An 18849-nucleotide genomic window follows, 5' to 3' on the forward strand; every position below is an offset into this window, starting at 1 on the left:
GGGAGGGAGCGGCCGCCCTTCGGCGTTTCGAGTCGGACCTTCCGCTGGAAGTGAACCTTCGGGCTAACCTTCATATTGGTCCCCGAGCAAACACTGAATATGGACTGTCGAGTTGTCGTCGAGGCCGCCGTACCGGTGTACGACGTGGAGACAACGGACGAGGCGGTCCGGATCGCGATCTCGAAGACCGGCGAGATGCTGAATCCGGACCTCAACTACGTCGAGATCAACATGGGCGAGCGGGCCTGTCCCAACTGCGGGGAGACCCACGACCCCGCCTTCATCGCCGCCGACGAGAGCCTCGTCGCGCTGGAGCTCGAGATGACGGTCTTTAATGTCGAGCGGGACGAACACGCCGCCCGGATCGCCCGCAAGGAGATCGGCCAGCGTCTGGAGAACATCCCGCTCGAGGTCATCGAGATCGAAGAGCTCGAAGAGGAAGGTGGGGACGGGGACGACGAAGACGTGTCGGACGAAGTGGACAGTACCGCCGAGGACGACCACGCTGGCAGCCCCGACGACCCGGACGACACCGGGTCACCGGGCTCCGGCGACCGCCCGGAGTCCGGGGACGACGAGGTTCTCCCGGAGTTCGAGGAACTCATCGACGAGTAGCCACTCGCGGGGAGCGGAAGTAGCAGAACGGCGGTCGTTCGTCAGTCCGCGGCTGCGGAGACGGGCTCGGCCTCTTCGACCTCCATCTCGGAGGTGATCCCTCGCGCCAGCGCGAACACGGCCGCTTTGTGGTCGGTTTTGGACCGGTGGATCGATGTCGGCTGGACGCCGAGTGTCACGTACTCGTCGTGGTCGACAGTGTCGCCGGTCTCCTGCTCGTAGTGATTCTGTACCTGTGCAAGAAGACCGTGCAGATGAATGAGCTCTTGCTTCTTCATGGACACCTGCCCCTATTAACTGGAGGGTTATAGTAGTATCCTGAGTACCGTTAACATACATCGGCGTAATTCGGGAATAGCAACCGTGAGAGAGGGGTCTGGGAATGACACGCATATTCATGCAGACCGGACCGTCGGCTGTCGGACCCGACCCGTGTGTCAGTAGTGTCGTACCTCGTCTGGCACGGGCCGGAGAAGGCATCTTGAAGGGGGTCCGACCATACGGGTCGGGTATGTCCGCCATCGATACCGTCGTGTACGCCGCCCACCTGTTGTTCGCCGGGCTGTGGTCGGGGAGTGTGCTGTTCGTCGCCTACGCAGTGTTGCCGGCGGCGCGGGACGGCGAGGTGAGCGCCGACCTCCTCGGAAGCCTCAGCGGGAAGCTGACGACCGTTTCGCGGACGAGCGCGCTGCTTCTCCTGTTGACCGGCGGGCACATGGCCGGGACACAGTACACCGCCGAGAGCCTGTTCGGCACGTTTCCGGGGTACAACGTCCTCGCCATGGTCGTCCTCTGGTTCCTGCTCGCGGGGTTCGTCGAGGTCGGGACCAGCAGGCTCTCGGACGGTACCGGCCGTGACAAGGTCCGCGAGCCCGCCGCTGCCGCCCGGCCGTTCGTGCTGGCTGCCAGCGCGACGGCCGTGCTGTTGCTGGTCAACGCCGGGATCCTGTTCGCGTACTGGCGGGGCGTCGTCCCGGTCTAGAGGTCCGCTTTCAGGTGGTCGGCGGCCTTCAGCGCCAGCGCCGCGATGGTCAGCGTCGGGTTCATCGAGCCCGCAGTCGGGAAGACGCTGCTCGAAGCGACAGTCAGGTTCGGGAGGTCGTGAGTCCGTAGCCGCGGGTTCACCACGCTCTCGGCGGGGTCGACACCCATCCGCGTCGTCCCCATGTGGTGGTAGGCGGGACCGGTGTCCGCCGGTCCGACCGTCCACGCGAGGTCGGCCCCGAGTTCCGAGAGGACCGCACGCTGGATTGCGTTTGCCCGCCGGAGCGTGCGCTCGAGCCGCGGGCCCCACGACCACCGGATGTCGGGGACCGGGTTGCCGTGGTCGTCGGTCGTCGAGGTGTCGAGCGTCACGCGGTTCTCCTTTCGGGGGGGCTGGCCGACCAGCCCGCCCATGGCGATGCTGTGGCCGTACCCCTCGCGCAGGTCCGCCAGAAGGTCGTCCCCCCAGGTCTCGCTCCCGAGCGCCATCTCGACGGGTGAGGGGCCGGCGTAGTTCAGGAACTCGAGTTTGATCGGCTGGAGGGCCCCGCTGTCGACACCCGGAACCACGGGTTCCCCGTCGCGCTCGACTGCCTGTCCGGGGTGGTCGTAGAACTGGTGGCTCCCGCTCGTGAGAAAGCCGACGTGGTTCTGGCGGGTCCGGCGGTCGAGGGTTCCGCCCGCGCCCGCGAACAGGTGGTCCATGAAGTAGTGACCCACCAGCCCGCTGGAGTTGGCGAGCCCGTCGGGGTGGTCGCGGGACCGCGAGAGCAACAGGAGCCGAGGGGTCTCGATCCCGCCGGCGGCGAGCACGAACTGGCGGGCGCGCTGCTCGTACGCTCCCTCCGGCGTCGCGTAGCGGGCGGCCGTCACGCGCTCACCGTCGGTCTCCAGGTGCTGGACGGGCGCCCTGTCGACCACGCGGGCACCTGCCTCCTCGGCCTTCCGGACGTGGTGGTCCGCGCTGTACTTCGCCCCGGAGGGACAGACCGGCTGGCAGGTCCCGTAGCCGACGCAGGCGCTGCGACCGTCGTATCCCTCGGAGTTGCGGGCGTTGGGCACCGAGTGGGTCGTGACCCCCAGCCGCTCGCAGGCCTCGGCGAACAGCGAGTCGCTGTAGCTCGGCCGGAAGGCGGGCATCGGGAACGGCTCCTCGCGCGGGGGGGCGAAGGGATTGTCGTCGGCCCCGGCCACTCCCAGCTTCCGTTCGGCCTCGGCGTAGTAGGGCCGCAGGTCCTCGTAGTCGATGGGCCAGGCCGGCCCGGGCCCGTTCTCGCCGGCGAAATCCGACTCGTGGAGGCGCATCACCATCCCCTGCCAGTGCAGCGTCGACCCGCCGACGCCCTTCACACGGGCGACGTTCAGCGGGTAGTAGCGGTCGCCGCCCGCCGCGAAGGCGTCGCGCTCGCCGCCCATCTCCCAGACGTCGCCGGTGTCGAACGCGGGACGGATCGCCCGCTCCATCCGCCCGTCGCGCTCCTCGAACCGGAACCGTGGACCGGCCTCCAGCACGACGACTTCGTGGCCCGCCTCGGCGAGTCCGTGGGCGAGAAGCGCCCCCGCCGGTCCCGCGCCGACCACACAGACGTCGGCGCGGCCCTCGGGTGCCCTGCTCATCGATGACGGATTAGGCCGGCCTAAACTTGTGCGTTCCGGCTCCCGGCGACGGTACTTTTTATGACGGTATGGTACGACGTACCGATCGGGATGAGCGAGACAGACGACACCGAACTCGAGGCGCGACTGGCCGAACAGGACGAGTTCGAACCGCCCGAGTCGTTCGTCGAGGGGGCCAACGTCACCGACCCCGGGGTCTACGACGAGTTCGAGGAGTCCTGGCCGGACTGCTGGGAGCAAGCCGCCGACCTGCTTGACTGGGACGAGGAGTACGACCAGGTGCTCGAGGACTCGAACCCCCCCTTCTACGAGTGGTTCACGGGCGGCTCGCTGAACGCCTCCCACCAGTGCATCGACCGCCACCTCCCCGAACGGGCCGACGAGGCGGCCATCGAGTGGGTCGGCGAGCCCACCGACGAGCCCGACCGGACGATCACCTACGGGGAGCTATACGAGGAGGTCAACGAGTTCGCCGCCGCGCTCCGTGACCTGGGGGTCGGCGAGGACGACGTCGTCACGATGTACATGCCGATGGTGCCCGAACTCGCGCTGGCGCTGCTGGCGTGTTCGCGGATCGGCGCCCCCCACTCGGTGGTCTTCGCGGGCTTCTCGGCGAGCGCGCTGGCCGAGCGGATGAACGACGCCGACTCCGAGTACCTGCTGACGGCCAACGGCTACTACCGCCGCGGGGACCCGCTCGACCACCTCGCGAAGACCAACGAGGGGCTCGCCGAAGTCGAGCACGACGTGGAGACGGTGGTCGTCGACCGGCTGGGCGAGGACGGCTTCGGGCACGACCTGACCGACGACCAGCACGACTACGACGACCTGCTGGCCGACCACCGCGGCGCGGAGGTCGAGCCGGTCGAGCGCGACGCCGAGGACATGCTCTTTCTGATGTACACCTCGGGGACAACGGGCAAACCCAAGGGGGTCAAACACACCACCGGCGGCTACCTCTCGTGGGTGACCTGGACCTCGCAGGCGGTGCTCGACATCAAGCCCGAGGACACCTACTTCTGTACCGCCGACATCGGCTGGATCACCGGCCACTCCTACATCGTCTACGGCCCCCTTTCGCTGGGAACGACGACCGTCATGTACGAGGGGACGCCCGACTACCCCGACAACGACCGGCTCTGGGAGATCGTCGAGGACCTGGAGGCGAACCAGTTCTACACCGCCCCCACGGCGATCCGCTCTTTCATGAAGTGGGGCGAGGAGTACCCGAACCGCCACGACCTCTCCTCGCTGCGCCTGCTCGGGACGGTCGGCGAGCCGATCAACCCGAAGGCCTGGAAGTGGTACTACAAGCACGTCGGCGACGAGGACTGCCCCATCGTGGACACCTGGTGGCAGACCGAGACCGGCGGGATGATGGTCACAACCCTGCCCGGGGTCAAGAACATGAAGCCGGGCTCCGCGGGCCCGCCGCTGCCCGGCGTCGACGTCCGGGTCGTCGACGCCGAGGGCGGGGAAGTACCCGCCGGCGGCGCGGGCTACCTCACCGTCCACAAGCCCTGGCCGGGCATGCTCCGGACGCTGTATCGAAACGACGAGCGGTTCATCGACGAGTACTGGGCGGTCTACTCCGACACCGACTCCGACGACCCGGAGGACTGGGTCTACTTCCCCGAGGACGGCGCGAAGGTCGACGACGACGGCTACATCACGGTCGTGGGCCGGGTCGACGACGTGGTCAACGTCTCCGGCCACCGGCTGGGGACCATGGAGATCGAGTCCGCCGTCGTCGCCGCGGAGGGCGTCGCCGAGGCCGCCGTGGTCGGTGCCGACCACGACGTCAAGGGCGAGGCGGTCCACGCCTACGTCATCCTCGAGGACGGCCACGAGGCCGGCGAGGAGATGCGCGCGCGCATCGAGGAATCCGTCGAGGACGCCATCGGGCCCATCGCCCGGCCCGAGCGAGTCGTCTTCACGCCCGAACTCCCCAAGACCCGCTCGGGGAAGATCATGCGTCGGCTGCTCGAGGAGATCTCCGACGGCGAGGAGCTGGGCGACACCTCCACGCTCCGGAACCCGGACGTCGTCGAGGACATCCGCCAGGACGTGCAGGGCGACTGAGGGGCCGTCGTAGCCCGCCAATCTCGCCGGCTGTCGCTACCTCAGCTGGCCGCGCTGTTTCCGCCGGTAGAGCACGAAGGAGTAGACGGTCGCCAACAGCGCCGCGGCGGCGACCGGGGCGATGACGATCACCTCGAAGTACCCGGGGAACGCAAGCGCGGCAAGCGACGCCAGTCCGGCGAGTTTGAACAGCACACCGGCCCGCTCGTGAGTCCTGTCCCAGACCTCCTCGTCCGAGAGCGTCCAGGGCGTCCGGATGCCGACGAACCAGTTCTGTTTGGCGTTCTCGATGACGTAGCCCGCAACGACGAACGTGGCCGCGAGCAGCGGGACGACGACCGCGGCCAGGTCGAACCGGTAGCCGATGTTGTACGCGAGCACGAGCCCGTGGACGTACGCAAGGATGCCGACGGTGAACACCACGAAGAAGTCGTAGTACCGCTGGAACCGCTCGACGTTCCTGCCCAGCGGGTCGATGGCCGGAACGGCCTTGAACAACAGGAGGACGGCGACAGCCACTCCGGGCAGCAGCGCTACTGCGAGCGGCCGGGCGAGGTAACCGTCGGGCTCGCCGGCCGCGCTGAAGTGGACTGCCATCCGCTCGGGGAGCCGCGGGTACAGCAGTGCCGCGGCGAGGACCATCAGGAGGACGATGCCACCGCCCGCAAGGTCGCGTCGGTCGAGGTTCATATCCGACCGTTCGCGGTCCTGTCGTTTAAACTGGGCCGCGGAGTTACAGGGGCGTCAGTTCGTCGATAAAAATAAGTGGGAAAACACCTCGACCCGGACTCAGGGCCGCGGCCTTCCCGTCACTCGGAGACGGTGTGGGTCAGCCGGCCGACGCCCTCGACCTCGATGGTGACCTCGTCGCCGTCGGCGAGCGGGCCGACGCCCTCCGGGGTTCCGGTCGCGATCACGTCGCCCGGCTCCAGCGTGAGGTAGGTCGTGATCTCCGCGATGAGCTCCGGAATAGAGAAGATCAGGTGGGTCCGGTCGGAGTCCTGCTTGACCTCGCCGTTGTGCAGCAGCCGGATGCCCGCGTCGTCGGGGACGTGCTCGGGGTCGGCGACGACCGGACCGACCGGGGCGGCGTTGTCGAAGGCCTTGCCCCGGACCCAGTTCTGTTCCTGGCGCTGGTCGTCCCGGTTCGAGACGTCGTCGACGCAGGTGTAGCCCGCGACGACGTCCATCGCCTCCTCCTCGGGGACGTTGCGACACTGCTCGCCGATGACGACCCCGAGTTCGGCCTCGTAGTCGACCCGTTCCTTGCCCGCCGGGAGGGGGACCTCACCGCCGTGACTGGCCAGGGCGTTCGGCCCCTTCAGAAAGAGCAGCGGCCGGTCGGGGAGGTCCGAATCCTGCTCGTCGGCGTGGTCGGCGTAGTTCAGGCCGATGCAGACGATCTTCGAGGGCTCGACCGGCGGGAGCACGTCGACATCTTCGGGGTCGTAGGTCCGCCCCGCAGCGCGGATCTCGCCGCCGGAGCCGCAGGTCGCGGTGTTTGCGGGAGCGCCGGTCTCGTCGACCCACTCGCCGGTGCGCACGGTGCCCGCGGCGTCGCGGAACCTGACGCGTTTCATACACCCTCTTTCCGGTGGGGGGGATTAGGCGTTTGCGGCTCCGAACCACCGGCTCCCCGTCTCATCCCACTGGTTCCGGCACAGAACAGTCAGATCTCCTGGAAGGCGGTCTCGTAGTCGTGCTCCAGAAGGTCGTCGAGACTCTCGTCGACCTCCTCGCGGAGCGTCCGGAGCTCCTCGGTCAGCTCCTGGTACTCCGTACTAGAATGGTGGTCGATATCCGGCGACGCCTCGAGCGCGGCTCGCTTGGAGGCCAGCGAGAACAGCTCCCGGCTGCGCTCGTCGTACTCGGCGCGCTGGAGGAGCACGTCGATGACGGACTCGAGTTCGGCCTGTGAGACCGGCTTCGTCAGGTAGTCGTCGAAGGGCAGGTCGACGATGTCCGCCGCCGGGTCGACGGCGGTGAGCATCGCCACCTGGGGGTCGTGGCCCCGGGCACGGAACTCCCGCAGCAGTTCGTCGCCGGCCATCCCCGGCATCCGCCGGTCGAGGAAGACGACGTCGACCGCCTCGTCTATCACTCCCAGCGCCTCCTCGCCGCCGCTCGCAGTCCGCACCTCGCAGGTGTCGGCCAGCCAGAGCTCGTACACCTCCAGCAGGTCCGGCTCGTCGTCCACGAGCAGCACGGTCGGGTCGTCAGCGTCGCTCATGTGACCCCATTTACCAACTGTTATTGGCGGCCACACTCAAAGCTATCGGGGCGAGTATCGACGGTGAAAATCGCGGGTGCGTGGCTTCCGGGAGCGCCCCCCGGATTCTTGACCCCTCGCCTGCGAGTCGTTTCCATGCCATTCGACCCGGAAGCCGTTTCGACGGTTACCTTCGACTCCTACAGCACGGTCGTCGATGTGGACGCGGCCGAGCGGGCTCTCGCGGACCGTGTGGACGGTGATCCCCGGCCGGTCTCGCGACTCTGGCGCTCCCGGTCGCTGATGTACACGATGATCGCGAACTTCGTCGACGCCTACCAGCCCTTCTACGAGATGAACCGCGACGCGCTGACCTACGCGCTGGCGGCCTACGGCGTCGACGCCACCGAGGAGGAGCGCGACGAGATCCTCGCAGTCTACCACGAACTCGATGTCTTCGAGGACGTGCGGGACGGGATGGAGCGGCTCCGCGACGCCGGCTACCCGCTGTATGTCGTTTCCAACGGCAACCCCGAGATGCTCGACTCGATGGTCGAACACGCCGGGGTCGGCGACCTGCTCGAGGACACTGTCAGTGCCGACGAGGTCGAGACGTTCAAGCCACACCCCGAGATCTACCGCCACGCCGCCGCCCGGACGGGGACGCCGGTCGACGGGATCGTCCACGTCAGCGCCGGCCAGTTCGACATCGCCGGCGCGGTCCACGCCGGGATGCAGGGTGCCTGGCTCAACCGCGGGGACCGCCCACAGGAGGTGTTCGGTCCCCAGCCCGACACCGTCGCTGGCTCCATCCACGACGTCGCCGACGCGCTGGAGTGATCAGAGCAACCGGAGCAGCCACCGCCCGGAGTGGGCCACCAGCAAGGCGGAGCCGACCAGTAGCAGCGCGCCGATGGCCGCCTGCTCGCGGACCGACCGGCGCAACCCGGTCGCCTCGGCGCCGAGGTCACCGTCCAACTCGGGGTCCAGGTCCCGGTTCGAGAGCCCCCCCGGGGCGCCCGCGGTCGGCTCCGCGCCCTGCCACCGGCGGTAGGCCTGGAGACACCAGAGCCCGCCGGTCCGGAGCCCGAGTAGCCCGGCGACGAAGGGCAGACCGAAAAAGAGGAACGTCGCCCAGAGGTCGGGTGAGGGAGTCGTCATCGGCAGAGGTTGGGGCGGGGGCCTCGAATGGCTTGCGACCCGCAGCCTGCGGGACGGTTTTGTCGCTGGAAGCCCAACCGCGGGTATGGGAGAGATCGACCCAGACACGCTGCTGCCCAGCCCGCGGATGCGCGACCAGGCCCGCGAGGGCGAGGTGACACAGGTCCACCGCGGCGACCGTTACGCCGAGGAAGGTGACACCTTCAACATCGACGGCGAGACCTTCGAGGTCGTGGACGTTCGCGAGCGGAAGCTGGGTGACATGACCGACGAGGACGCCCGCCGGGAGGGTGCCCGGGACCTGGAGCACTACCGGGAGATCCTCGACCGGGCCCACGAGAACTTCGAGTGGGACGACGACAGCGACGTCGTCCTGCACAGGTTCGAAGCGCAGTAGCCAGTGCAGGGAGCGAAGCGACCGAACCGGACCTGCCTTCGAATCCCGGGAGTCGCAGCGGTCCGGGGCAACCGACCGTCTCCCTCCGGTTCGAAGCGCAGTAGCCAGTGCAGGGAGCGAAGCGACTGAACCGAGTCCGCCTGGCTCGGGAACCGCCACGGCCGGCGGCGTGAAGCAGCCAGACGTGTGAGACACGGCGCGCGGACCGAATATGTCGGCTGCCCTACGAGGTGGCGCAGCCGTTCATCACCATAACCTCGTCGGGCTCGATCGTGACGTTGAGTTCCGGTGAGTCACAGGAGGCCGGAACGGAGTACGTCCGGGTGACGCTCCGGCCATCCTGTATCGAGACCCGGACCTCCGTCGGAGTCCCGACGAACGACTCCGACTCGTCGCCCTCGCCCGGAGCCAGCGCATACGACCCGCTGAACAACTCCGTCGACCCCCGGCTGGCGGTGACTGTGACCCGGACCGACTCGTCGAGGGCGTTGGTCACGAACACCTCCAGTTGCGGCTTGTGTTCCGTGGACCCGCTCCCCCCCAGGAGCGAGGATCAACCCGCGAGTACCCCTGCACCTCCCGAAGCCCCACCCAGGAGGAACTGTCGTCGGTTCATACGAGAGGGTCCCGCCAACTCGCGGAAAACCTACTGGAGGCTCAAACCGTGGTTTGTCCCTCGGCTCACCTTCGACACGTGCCGTGGTAAGTACCGGCGGCGACCCGGACCGCGCTCGGCGCTTCTCCCTCGGCGGCGGACAGGTCGACCGGTCGAACCGGCACGGACGTCCGGCCGACCGAACGGTTTTTTCCCGGCCGCGGGCAACCGGCGTGCGATGAACGGACTCGTGGTCGGGGCCGGCGAGATGGGACGGTGGCTCGTCGACGTGCTCGGGGATGCTGGTTTCGAGGTCGGCGTCGGCGACGCCGACCCCGACGTGGCGAGCGCGCTCGCGGACGCCGTGGCCGGCGTCCGGGCTGTCCCGCTCGAGGGTGCCGACCGCCCGACCGAGGGGGAGTTCGACCTCGTTTGCGTCGCGGTCCCGATCCCGGCTGCTGAAGGCGCCATCGCCGACGCCGCCCCGCTCGCCGACCTGGCCCTGCTGGACGTCACGGGGACGATGACCGACCCCGTGGCTGCGATGCGCGAGCACGCCCCCGGCCGCGAGCGCGTGAGCCTCCATCCCCTCTTCGCTGCCGACGCCGAACCCGGCAACGTGGCCGTGGTTGCTGACGCTGCCGGCCCCGTCACGGACGCCGTCCGGGAGACGCTCGCCGAGCGGGACAACCACCTCTTCGAGACGACCCCCGCCGAACACGACCGGGCGATGGAGACCGTCCAGGCGCGCGTCCACGCGGCCGTGCTCGCCTACGGGCTCGCCGCCGAGGAGGTGCCCGAGGAGTTTCACACCCCGGTCTCGGCCGGCCTCACGGAACTCGTCGAGCGGGTGACCGGCGGCGATGGCCGCGTCTACGCCGACATCCAGGCGGCCTTCGGCGGCGCGGATGACGTCGCCGACGCCGCGCGCCGGGTGGCCGAGGCCGACCGCGAGACCTTCCGGCAGCTCTACGAGGACCTATGAACGAGAGTCAGCGCCAGGGCGTCCTCGACAACGCCCGGTACCTCCGGCGGGTCCGTCCGCTCGACCCCGAGGAGATCGCCGAGTACGTCGAGGGTCGACCGCACCCCGCGGCCGTCAGGCAGGTGCTCCGGGAACACGCCGTCGAGTTGAGCCTGTTCGAGCGCGAGGACGGCACCTTCGTCCCCGTCGAAGGCGGGCCAGCCGGCGAGGCGGTGGACGCCGGCGGGGACGGCGAGGACTGGCGGGCCGACCTGGCCTTCGACGGCGTCGACGCGCTCCCGGAGCGGTACGCCCGCCGCCTCGAGGACCTGCTCGTCGCTGAGTTCGGTGCCGGCTGGCCCGACGGCGACTCCGGCGACCGCCTGCGCGAGCGAGTCCGGGCGTTCAAGGCCAGCTACCTCCGCGACGAGTCCGTCGAGTACGACCGGCTGACCGCGCTCGGTTACGCCGTCTACCACCTGCCCGCCTACTACGCGGCGGTCCAGTACGTCCTCGCCGAACTGGCCGCGGACGGTCTACTCTCCGCGGAGCTGCGCGTGCTCGACGTCGGGGCGGGCGTGGGCGGACCCGCCCTCGGGCTCCACGACCTCCTGCCCGAGTGGACACTGGTCGACTACCACGCGGTCGAGCCCAGCGCGGCCGCCGACGTGCTGACGGAACTCCTCGAGGAGACCGGGCGGAACTTCCACACGACCGTTCACCGCGAGCGCGCCGAGGCCTTCGACCCCGACCGCGAGGGACCGGTCGACGTCCTCCTCTTCGCGAACGTCCTCTCGGAACTCGAGGACGCCGCCGGAACCCTCGGCCGCTACCTCGACGCGCTGGCCGACGGGGGAACGGCGGTGGCGCTGGCCCCGGCGGACCGCGAGACGGCCATCGGGCTCCGGGAGGTCGAACGCGCGGTCGAGCGGGACGCCGGCGCGACCGTCTACGCGCCGACGCTGCGCCTGTGGCCCGGCGAGCACCCCGCCGGGGAGTGCTGGTCGTTCGACCGCAAGCCAGACATCGGGGTCCCGGCGATCCAGCGCCGCCTCGACGAGGGCGAGCGTGGCCGGAGGGCTGACGGTCCGGACGGGCGCTCGCCGGGTGACGGCGAGTTCGTCAACGTCGACGTCCAGTACGCCTACAGCCTCCTCCGGACGGACGGCCGCGAGCAGGTTTCCTTCACTCCTGACCCCGACCGCGTGGCGAAGATGGCCGACAGCGAGCGCCACGTCACCGACCGGGTCGACTGCGTCGGCGTGAAGCTCAGTCACGACCTCGGGTCCGGGAACCCGCTCTTTCTGGTGGGGGACGGCAGCGAGCGGGTGGACCACTTCGCCGTGCTGACCGAGTCGACGACGCTGAACCGCACCCTCGAGGAAGCCGACTACGGTGCAGTCCTGTGGTTCGAGAACGTCCTGGTGCTCTGGAACGACGACGAGGGGGCGTACAACCTGGTCGTCGACGGGGAGACGGTCGTCGACCCCGTCGCGCGGTAGGGTCGCCGCGGACCGGGGCCTGCTTGCGGCGACCCCGGAGAGGTACCCTTTTGCGGCTTCCGGCCACAGCGGGCCCATGGACGACCCCACGATCCTGCTGACCAACGACGACGGGATCGACGCCGCCGGGATCCGGGCGCTGTACGACGCGCTCGGCGAGGTCGGCGACGTGACGGCCGTCGCCCCCGCGGACGACCAGAGCGCGGTCGGCCGGGCGCTCTCCTACTCCGTGACGGTCCACGAGCACGAGACCGGCTACGCCATCGAGGGGACGCCGGGGGACTGCGTGGTCGCGGGGTTGGAGGCGCTGGTCCCCGACGCCGACCTTGTGGTCGCCGGCTGTAACGAAGGGGCGAATCTCGGCGCGCACACGCTGGGACGGTCGGGAACGGTCAGCGCGGCCGTCGAGGCCACCTTCTTCGACGTGCCCGCCATCGCCGTCTCGATGTACTACCCCGTCGAGAAGGATATCTCGCTCGCGGAGGTCGACCCCGACCCCCAACTGTTCGCGGAGGCCGAACGGGTCGCGACCTACCTCGCGGACCACGCGCCCGGTGCCGGCGTCTTCGAGCAGGCCGACTACCTGAACGTGAACGTCCCCATCCCCGAGCGCGCGACCGGGGAGATGCGCGTCACGCGCCCGTCCGAGGTGCACATGCTCGAAGCCAAGAAAGACGGCGAGGACATCGAACTGACAGACCCGATCTGGGAGCTGATGTCCGGAGGGGAGGTCCCCGACCCGCGTGGAACCGACCGTCGGGAAGTGCTGGAGGGCCACACCAGCGTCTCGCCGCTGACCGCTCCTCACACCACCGAACACCACGAGGCACTCGACGCGCTGGCCGAGACCTACAGCTGAGCGGCTGTCGCGTGGCGGCCGCTGTCGACTCCCTATTCCTGTCCGCTCACTCCTCGAACCCCTGGCCGTAGCTGTCGACCACTTCGGCGACGGTCACCTCGTAGGCCTCGTACCACTCCTCCCACCGCCGCTTTGCCTCCAGGTGGTCGTCGTGCCCTGCGAAGGCCGCGAGCGCGTCTGTCGACTCCCACCGGTAGGTGACGAGCACCTCCTCCCCGTCCGGAGACTCCCAGGTGCGCCGCCCGCGGTAGCCCGACGTCGACTCCGCGGCGGCCTCGACGGTCGCGTTGAGCTCCCGGAACTCCTCGTCGAACTCGTTGGGCCTGAGTCGGAAGGTGACCAGGTACACATCCCTTCTGTGGCGGGGTAACCCAAAACGGTTCGTGTCCTGCCCTCAGCGCGACTCCCGCTGTTCGACCTTGTTCAGGTCTCAAACTGACGTAACAAATTTCGTCTAAATGGCCGCTTTCTCCCCGGATCTTCCCAGATGACATCAGTGTGACTCGTCACCAGATTCGACGGAGTGCTCGAAAGCCCTTAGTGTAGTACGTGCGTACTACAAAGCATGGCTCAGCCCGATACCGCCGCCGACGGAAACGACGAAAAGGTCAATCTTCGACTTCCGAAGGACTTTCTCGCCGACTTGGACGAGCGGTGGCAGGAACAGGGATACAATTCGCGCTCGGAGTTCATGCGCGAGGCTCTGCGCGACGCGGTGTACGGAACTCGCCTTTCCAAGCGGGCGCTCGAAGACTTACTGGAGAGTGAACGGCAGTTCGACGAAGGTGAGACGGTGAGCGCCGAGGCGGCCCGCGAGCGGTTCGGTACGGATGAGTGACGACGAGTGGACGTGGGAACTCTCCGAACGAGCGGCTGACGGGCTCGAAGCACTCGACGCCGAGACACAACAGCGAATCCTCGATAAGCTTGACGACGTAGTGTCGGACGAGTTCCGTGACCCGCCGGACTTCGCCAAACCGTCGACTGGCGCGAAGCCGTGGCAGTCGTTACGAATCGGTGACTATCGGGCAATCGTGCGATTCGACCGAGGGGAGCAGGTGATGCAGGTCGGCGCCGTCGGTCATCGGTCGTCCATCTATGACGAGTTCCCCTAATAGTGCGTCAGGGTCACTCGGCTTTGGAACTGTAACATCGTTCATCGATCCAGGAGCAGCTATCGGAAGGTGATTCGGCAGCCACACCGATAATAAACGGTTTAATACGCCTGTTTGAAGCTACCTAGACTCACGTTGCTCAACTTTGTTCAGCTCGATGAGGAGCCGGAAGATCGCCTTGACGAGGTTGGCGTCGACGTCGAACCGCTCGGCGTTCTCGCCGGCGCGGTCCATCACCTGCTGTTCCTGCTGTTCGTCGGTGGTCGGCAGCCCCTGCTCGGCTTTCACCTGGGCGATGGTGTCGGCGACGTAGGTGCGCCGCGCGATGAGTTCGACGATCTCGCGGTCGATCCCGCGTATCTCGGTGCGCAGTTCATCCAGGGTCATCTCCTCGGGCTCTGGGTCGCTCATTGTCCTCGTGGTCTCGGATTCGGGTCGCTCATAGCACTCGCGCCCCCTCGGTCTGTGTGGTCGTCAGCCAGGTCGTGCCGTCGTACTCCGCCCACTGCCCGGCAAGCGTCTCGAGCGCCTCCCGCGTCCCGACCGCGGTGTAGCTCGGGCCGGTCCCGGACAGCGAGACGCCGGTCGCGCGGTCCATCGCGTCGACCATCGGATTCGCCGGAAAGTCCAGGGCGGCACAGAACGCCAGCCCGTTGACGGTCATCGCGGTCCCGAACCTCCCATCGAGCGCCAGCTCCGCGACCAGGTCCGCGACCGGCGTGACCTGCCGACAGCGGGTCACGTCCGCGTCGGAACTGTAGGCCCGCTCCGGGGGCGTGTAGACCAGCACGTCCCACTCGCGTTCCTCCCGCGCGAGCAGCTCGTCGGTCGTGTTGTCCGTGACCGTCACGCCACCCAGCATCGAGGCGCTGGCGTCGTCGAACGCGCCCGTCACCGTGACCCCCGCATCGCGGGCGGCCTCGACGCCGACCCGGGCGGCCTCCTCCCGCGTGACCTCGTCGGTGGCGTCCAGCGCGTCGAGCGTCGCCAGCACGGTCGCGTTCGCCGCGGCACTCGAGGATTTCAGCCCCGAGGCCATCGGAACGTCGCTCTCGGTCCGGACGGTCCCGCCCTGGCCGTCGCCGAAGCGCCCGGTCACCCGAGCGAGGCAGGTCTCGACCAGCTCGGTGTCGGCGTCGGGCTCGCCCGCGACCGTCCCCTCGACGTCCGCGCCGGCGGCGAGTTCGACCGTCGCAGTCGTGTACTCGTCGATGGCGAAGGCGGAGCCGCGGCCGTTCGCGAGCGCGTTCAGGACTGTGCCCGCCGCGGGCGCCGCCGCCTGGCCGTCCATCGTGGGTGTGACTCCCGCGGCACGGTATTTCACCGTTGCGGAACGGGTAGCCCGCGGGCCGTTGCCGGACGGGTAGCCGGCCGGTCGGGGGAGAACCGGCCCGCCCTCGGGGCGGTGCGGAACGCACATATCTTCGCCCGCCGAAGCCGGTGACGTGCCGGACGACGCGGGCGGAGATGGGAGCGCAGACGCCGCCTCCGGACCTAGTGGCGACACGGACACCAGCGACGGACCAGCCGGGGAGTCGGTGGAAACCGAAGCCTTGCGCCGTCAGCAGCTGTTCGTGGGAAGCGGTGTCGCCGCCCTGACCGGAATGGCCGTCGTCGTCGCCGGCCTCCAGCAGTTCCCCGGACTGACGCCGGTGGTCCCGTTCGGGGCGGGCATGGTCACGACCGCGGCGACCTTCGCGGTCGTCTACGCCAGCATCTTCGGCAGGTGAGGTCCGGGGCTTCCCCGCCGAACCCGACCGCGGGTGCCCGCGACATGGACGCCGTTTTAGGCGTCGACCGCGAACGTCGGCGTATGGAGGGACGCTCCGAGGTCGCGCCGGATACGCTACCCGTCGAACTCCAGGAGGACGGCGTGCTCGTCGAGTACACCGACGGCCGGGAAGTGTTCTACCGCGGCGTCCCCGAGAAGGTCGTGGGGACGCTCGCCACCCCGCCCGGCAAGGACGTCCACGTGCTCGTCACCGACGGCTCCGACACCCAGGGAGTGCTCGTCTACGTCAACGAGCGAAAGACCGAGGACGGGATCCTCGAGGATACCGGCGTCGGCCGGGTGCTGCTCGACCGGGAGGAACGGACCACGGTGTTTCCCGGCGTCGCCGTCGAGGACGTGGGCAACGGCCTGCGCGTCGAGGTCGAGGTCGAGGACCCCGGGGTCGTCGACGGCCGCGTCTTCGTCTTCGCCGAGGACGGGATGAGCGAACACTCCTACGAAGTCGTGCCGGCGGAAGACGAGGAGTGAGCGGGAGGGCCGCGCCGAGTGGGCTGTTACTGGATGTAGGAGGGGTCCTCGTCGTCGCAGTTCGCCTCGTGTTGCCTGGCGTCCTCCTCGTCGTCGAACATGAGGCCACACTGGTCGCACTCGTACCACGTCATGTCGTCACGCGTGGTGGTCGAGACCATATGTGAATGTCCGCTGGCGGCGAGTAAATAGATTTCTCCGGCGACTGCCCGGACGCTCCGGTTCGGTGTCCGGGCCGGACTTATGCCCGTCCCGCGCTTACGGGTGGCCATGAGCGAGGCTGGCACGAGCGGGGAGGTCCGCGCCCGCGTCGAGGGGGCGCGCAAGCGCGACGCCGGGCGGGGGATCGCCCGGCTGCCCGAGAGCCTCCAGTCCGAGCTGGGGCTTCTGAGCGGCGACCCCGTGGTGATCGAGGGCGACCGCGAGACCGTCGCGAAGGTCTGGCCCGGTAGCGACGATGGCGTGGTCCGGATCGACGCCGACACCCGGAAAAGCGCCGGCGCGACCGTCGGCGACACCGTCCGGCTTCGCGGGGCCTCCGTCGAGGAGGCCGCCGCGGTCACGCTCCAGCCGACTGACGAGGGAGGAGCCGGCGACGGCAGCGGTCCCGGCGCTGACGGCCGCCGCGACCTCCCCTCCGACGGCACGGCTGGACGGCGCCTCCGCGACCGGATCGTCGCGCCGGGCAAGCGTCTGCGCGTCGACGGCGAGTCGTTCGTCGTAGGCGAGACCGCACCCTCCGGGACCGTTCGGGTGACCGACGCGACCGCCGTCACCGTCGACCCCGAGCCGGCGACCGTCGACGGGACCGACGAGACCATCGACGAGGAGCCGACCGGCACGACCTACGAGGACATCGGCGGCCTCGACGAGGAACTGGACCTGGTGCGGGAGACGGTCGAACTCCCGCTCTCCGAGCCCGAGACATTCGCGGACCTCGGGGTCGACCCGCCGAAGGGCGTCCTGCTGTACGGGCCGCCAGGGACGGGCAAGACGCTGATCGCCCGCGCGGTCGCCAACGAGGTCGACGCCTACTTCGACACCATCTCCGGCCCGGAGGTCGTCTCCAAGTACAAGGGCGAGTCCGAACAGCGCCTCCGGCGGGCCTTCGAGGCGGCGGCCGAGAACGCCCCCGCGGTCCTGTTCATCGACGAGATCGACTCCATCGCCGGCGCCCGCGACGAGGACGCCGACATGGAGAACCGCGTGGTCGCGCAGCTGCTGACGCTGATGGACGGCCTCGACACCGACGAGGGGGTGGTTGTGGTCGGCGCGACCAACCGCGTCGACGACGTCGACCCCGCGCTCCGGCGGGGCGGCCGGTTCGACCGCGAGATCGAGGTCGGCGTCCCCGACGAGGCCGGCCGGCGGGAGATCCTCACGGTCCACACCCGCGAGATGCCACTCGCCGCGGACGTCGACCTCGACGAGGTCGCCGCCCGGACCCACGGCTTCGTCGGCGCGGACCTGGCCTCGCTGGCCCGCGAGGCCGCGATGAGCGCCCTCCGCCGGGGCGGGGACGGCGAGGGTGAGCGCGAGGGAGCGCCCGAGGTGACGGCGGCCGATTTCGAGCGCGCGCTCGCGGCCGTCGACCCCTCGGCGATGCGGGAGTACGTCGCCGAGTCCCCCGACGAGACCTTCGCCGACGTGGGCGGGCTCGGGGACACCAAAGACCGGCTCCGGGAGGCCGTCGAGTGGCCCCTCTCCTATGGCCCGCTGTTCGAGGCCGCCGGCGCCGACCCGCCCTCCGGCGTCCTGCTGTACGGGCCGCCCGGCACCGGCAAGACGCTGCTCGCACGGGCGGTCGCGGGTGAGAGCGGGGTCAACTTCCTGCGGGTTGCCGGCCCGGAGCTGCTGGACCGGTACGTCGGCGAGAGCGAGGAGGCCGTCCGGGAGGTCTTCGAGCGGGCCAGACAGACCGCCCCCGCGGTCGTCTTCCTCGACGAGGTCGACGCCGTCGCCGGCCGGCGCGGCGAGACCGGCGAGGTGACCGACCGGGTCGTCTCACAACTCCTGACCGAACTCGACCGGGCGGCCGACCACCCCTCGCTTCTGGTGCTCGCGGCCACCAACCGCAAGGACAGCCTCGACCCCGCCCTCCTCCGGCCCGGACGCCTGGAACGCCACATCGAGGTCCCCCTTCCCGACGAGGCCGCGCGCCGCGAGATCCTCGCAGTCCACGCCCGGGAGACGCCACTCGCCGCGGACGTCGACCTCGATGCCGTGGCCGCGGAGACGGCGGGATTCTCGGGGGCTCAGCTCGAGGCGCTGGTCCGGGACGCCTCCCTCCGGGCGGTCCGTGAGGTCGTCGAGACTGTCGAGCCAGAGGAAGCGGGCGAGCACACCGACCGCGTGACCGTCACCCGCGAGCACGTCGACGCCGCCCTGGCTGCCCTCCGGGCGTCAGCGAACCCCGAGTGACGCCGGTCCGTCTCCGCATCTGTCCCGTGGTATCGCCCACCACACGGCTTATTCGAACGCGGTGACAA

Annotated in this window: 25 protein-coding genes; 13 read left to right on the top strand and 12 right to left on the bottom strand. The window is 69.3% G+C overall.

What is annotated here, in order from left to right:
- Positions 1–99 precede the first annotated feature (99 nt).
- Positions 100–615, top strand: coding sequence for a DUF555 domain-containing protein (locus GN153_RS05135; RefSeq protein ID WP_159900504.1), 516 nt, complete (start codon positions 100–102; stop codon positions 613–615).
- A 41-nt stretch (positions 616–656) separates the two neighbouring features.
- On the opposite strand, the gene GN153_RS05140 is transcribed toward GN153_RS05135, so the two are convergent.
- Complete coding sequence (locus GN153_RS05140) at positions 657–893, bottom strand: UPF0058 family protein (RefSeq protein WP_159900506.1); 237 nt, start codon at positions 891–893, stop codon at positions 657–659.
- Positions 894–1126: 233 nt separating this feature from the next.
- Between GN153_RS05140 and GN153_RS05145 the strand changes: the two genes are divergently transcribed.
- Positions 1127–1597, top strand: coding sequence for a transporter (locus tag GN153_RS05145; protein WP_159900508.1), 471 nt, complete (start codon positions 1127–1129; stop codon positions 1595–1597).
- Here the strand turns inward: GN153_RS05145 and GN153_RS05150 are convergent.
- A complete protein-coding gene (locus GN153_RS05150; RefSeq protein WP_159900510.1) occupies positions 1594–3216 on the bottom strand; it encodes a GMC family oxidoreductase in 1623 nt (540 codons plus the stop codon). The two genes, GN153_RS05145 and GN153_RS05150, sit on opposite strands and share 4 nt — an antisense overlap.
- A gap of 90 nt (positions 3217–3306) precedes the next feature.
- On the opposite strand from GN153_RS05150, the gene acs reads away from it, so the two are divergent.
- Positions 3307–5298 carry an acetate--CoA ligase gene (gene acs, locus GN153_RS05155; RefSeq protein WP_159900512.1) on the top strand — a complete coding sequence of 664 codons (1992 nt, stop codon included), beginning with the start codon at positions 3307–3309 and terminating at the stop codon, positions 5296–5298.
- Between the two features lie 36 nt (positions 5299–5334).
- On the opposite strand, the gene GN153_RS05160 is transcribed toward acs, so the two are convergent.
- The 3 genes from GN153_RS05160 to GN153_RS05170 all read right to left on the bottom strand — a co-directional run bounded on the left by GN153_RS05160 (position 5335) and on the right by GN153_RS05170 (position 7528).
- Positions 5335–5988, bottom strand: coding sequence for an SdpI family protein (locus GN153_RS05160; RefSeq protein WP_159900514.1), 654 nt, complete (start codon positions 5986–5988; stop codon positions 5335–5337).
- A 119-nt stretch (positions 5989–6107) separates the two neighbouring features.
- A complete protein-coding gene (locus GN153_RS05165) occupies positions 6108–6878 on the bottom strand; it encodes a fumarylacetoacetate hydrolase family protein (protein WP_159900516.1) in 771 nt (256 codons plus the stop codon).
- An 89-nt stretch (positions 6879–6967) separates the two neighbouring features.
- Complete coding sequence (locus GN153_RS05170; protein WP_159900518.1) at positions 6968–7528, bottom strand: response regulator transcription factor; 561 nt, start codon at positions 7526–7528, stop codon at positions 6968–6970.
- Between the two features lie 135 nt (positions 7529–7663).
- On the opposite strand from GN153_RS05170, the gene GN153_RS05175 reads away from it, so the two are divergent.
- Positions 7664–8347 carry a haloacid dehalogenase type II gene (locus GN153_RS05175; RefSeq protein WP_159900520.1) on the top strand — a complete coding sequence of 228 codons (684 nt, stop codon included), beginning with the start codon at positions 7664–7666 and terminating at the stop codon, positions 8345–8347.
- On the opposite strand, the gene GN153_RS05180 is transcribed toward GN153_RS05175, so the two are convergent.
- Positions 8348–8668, bottom strand: coding sequence for a hypothetical protein (locus tag GN153_RS05180; RefSeq protein WP_159900522.1), 321 nt, complete (start codon positions 8666–8668; stop codon positions 8348–8350).
- 85 nt (positions 8669–8753) lie between these two features.
- Between GN153_RS05180 and GN153_RS05185 the strand changes: the two genes are divergently transcribed.
- Positions 8754–9065: an ASCH domain-containing protein gene (locus GN153_RS05185; protein WP_159900524.1), complete on the top strand. Its 312-nt coding sequence runs from the start codon at positions 8754–8756 to the stop codon at positions 9063–9065.
- 223 nt (positions 9066–9288) lie between these two features.
- Here GN153_RS05185 and GN153_RS05190 read toward each other — a convergent pair whose 3' ends face one another.
- Entirely contained in the window at positions 9289–9561 is a 273-nt protein-coding gene (locus GN153_RS05190) for a hypothetical protein (RefSeq protein WP_159900526.1), read from the bottom strand.
- A gap of 57 nt (positions 9562–9618) precedes the next feature.
- Positions 9619–9681: a twin-arginine translocation signal domain-containing protein gene (locus tag GN153_RS17860; protein WP_159902192.1), complete on the bottom strand. Its 63-nt coding sequence runs from the start codon at positions 9679–9681 to the stop codon at positions 9619–9621.
- A gap of 217 nt (positions 9682–9898) precedes the next feature.
- On the opposite strand from GN153_RS17860, the gene GN153_RS05200 reads away from it, so the two are divergent.
- The 3 genes from GN153_RS05200 (at position 9899) to surE (ending at position 12985) form a co-directional block, all read left to right on the top strand.
- Positions 9899–10645 (top strand): NAD(P)-binding domain-containing protein, encoded by a 747-nt coding sequence (locus tag GN153_RS05200; protein ID WP_159900528.1) that lies wholly within the window; start codon positions 9899–9901, stop codon positions 10643–10645.
- Positions 10642–12126, top strand: a complete 1485-nt coding sequence (locus GN153_RS05205) for a small ribosomal subunit Rsm22 family protein (RefSeq protein ID WP_159900530.1) — start codon at positions 10642–10644, stop codon at positions 12124–12126. Before GN153_RS05200 ends, GN153_RS05205 begins: the two co-directional genes overlap by 4 nt.
- A gap of 76 nt (positions 12127–12202) precedes the next feature.
- A complete protein-coding gene (gene surE / locus GN153_RS05210; protein ID WP_159900532.1) occupies positions 12203–12985 on the top strand; it encodes a 5'/3'-nucleotidase SurE in 783 nt (260 codons plus the stop codon).
- 46 nt (positions 12986–13031) lie between these two features.
- On the opposite strand, the gene GN153_RS05215 is transcribed toward surE, so the two are convergent.
- Positions 13032–13334 carry an antibiotic biosynthesis monooxygenase family protein gene (locus tag GN153_RS05215; protein WP_159900534.1) on the bottom strand — a complete coding sequence of 101 codons (303 nt, stop codon included), beginning with the start codon at positions 13332–13334 and terminating at the stop codon, positions 13032–13034.
- 216 nt (positions 13335–13550) lie between these two features.
- On the opposite strand from GN153_RS05215, the gene GN153_RS05220 reads away from it, so the two are divergent.
- Together GN153_RS05220 and GN153_RS05225 are read left to right on the top strand one after the other, a co-directional pair.
- The gene (locus tag GN153_RS05220; protein ID WP_159900536.1) at positions 13551–13823 is read left to right on the top strand and encodes a ribbon-helix-helix domain-containing protein; all 273 of its coding nucleotides are present in this window, start codon (positions 13551–13553) and stop codon (positions 13821–13823) included.
- Complete coding sequence (locus GN153_RS05225; RefSeq protein ID WP_159900539.1) at positions 13816–14100, top strand: type II toxin-antitoxin system RelE family toxin; 285 nt, start codon at positions 13816–13818, stop codon at positions 14098–14100. The genes GN153_RS05220 and GN153_RS05225 overlap by 8 nt, the downstream gene beginning before the upstream one ends.
- 120 nt (positions 14101–14220) lie before the next feature.
- Here GN153_RS05225 and GN153_RS05230 read toward each other — a convergent pair whose 3' ends face one another.
- Positions 14221–14511: a chorismate mutase gene (locus tag GN153_RS05230; protein WP_159900541.1), complete on the bottom strand. Its 291-nt coding sequence runs from the start codon at positions 14509–14511 to the stop codon at positions 14221–14223.
- Between the two features lie 28 nt (positions 14512–14539).
- Entirely contained in the window at positions 14540–15391 is an 852-nt protein-coding gene (locus GN153_RS05235) for a shikimate kinase (RefSeq protein ID WP_159900543.1), read from the bottom strand.
- 154 nt (positions 15392–15545) lie between these two features.
- Between GN153_RS05235 and GN153_RS05240 the strand changes: the two genes are divergently transcribed.
- Both GN153_RS05240 and GN153_RS05245 read left to right on the top strand, forming a co-directional pair.
- A complete protein-coding gene (locus GN153_RS05240) occupies positions 15546–15830 on the top strand; it encodes a hypothetical protein (RefSeq protein ID WP_159900545.1) in 285 nt (94 codons plus the stop codon).
- Between the two features lie 83 nt (positions 15831–15913).
- Positions 15914–16360, top strand: coding sequence for a DUF5796 family protein (locus tag GN153_RS05245; RefSeq protein ID WP_159900547.1), 447 nt, complete (start codon positions 15914–15916; stop codon positions 16358–16360).
- Positions 16361–16386: 26 nt separating this feature from the next.
- On the opposite strand, the gene GN153_RS17755 is transcribed toward GN153_RS05245, so the two are convergent.
- Positions 16387–16521 carry a DUF7128 family protein gene (locus GN153_RS17755; RefSeq protein WP_268893114.1) on the bottom strand — a complete coding sequence of 45 codons (135 nt, stop codon included), beginning with the start codon at positions 16519–16521 and terminating at the stop codon, positions 16387–16389.
- 109 nt (positions 16522–16630) lie between these two features.
- Between GN153_RS17755 and GN153_RS05250 the strand changes: the two genes are divergently transcribed.
- Positions 16631–18781: an AAA family ATPase gene (locus tag GN153_RS05250; protein ID WP_159900549.1), complete on the top strand. Its 2151-nt coding sequence runs from the start codon at positions 16631–16633 to the stop codon at positions 18779–18781.
- The last annotated feature ends 68 nt before the right edge of the window (positions 18782–18849 follow it).

The sequence above is a fragment of the Salinirussus salinus genome, from assembly GCF_009831455.1.
Classification (GTDB): Archaea; Halobacteriota; Halobacteria; order Halobacteriales; family Haloarculaceae; genus Salinirussus; species Salinirussus salinus.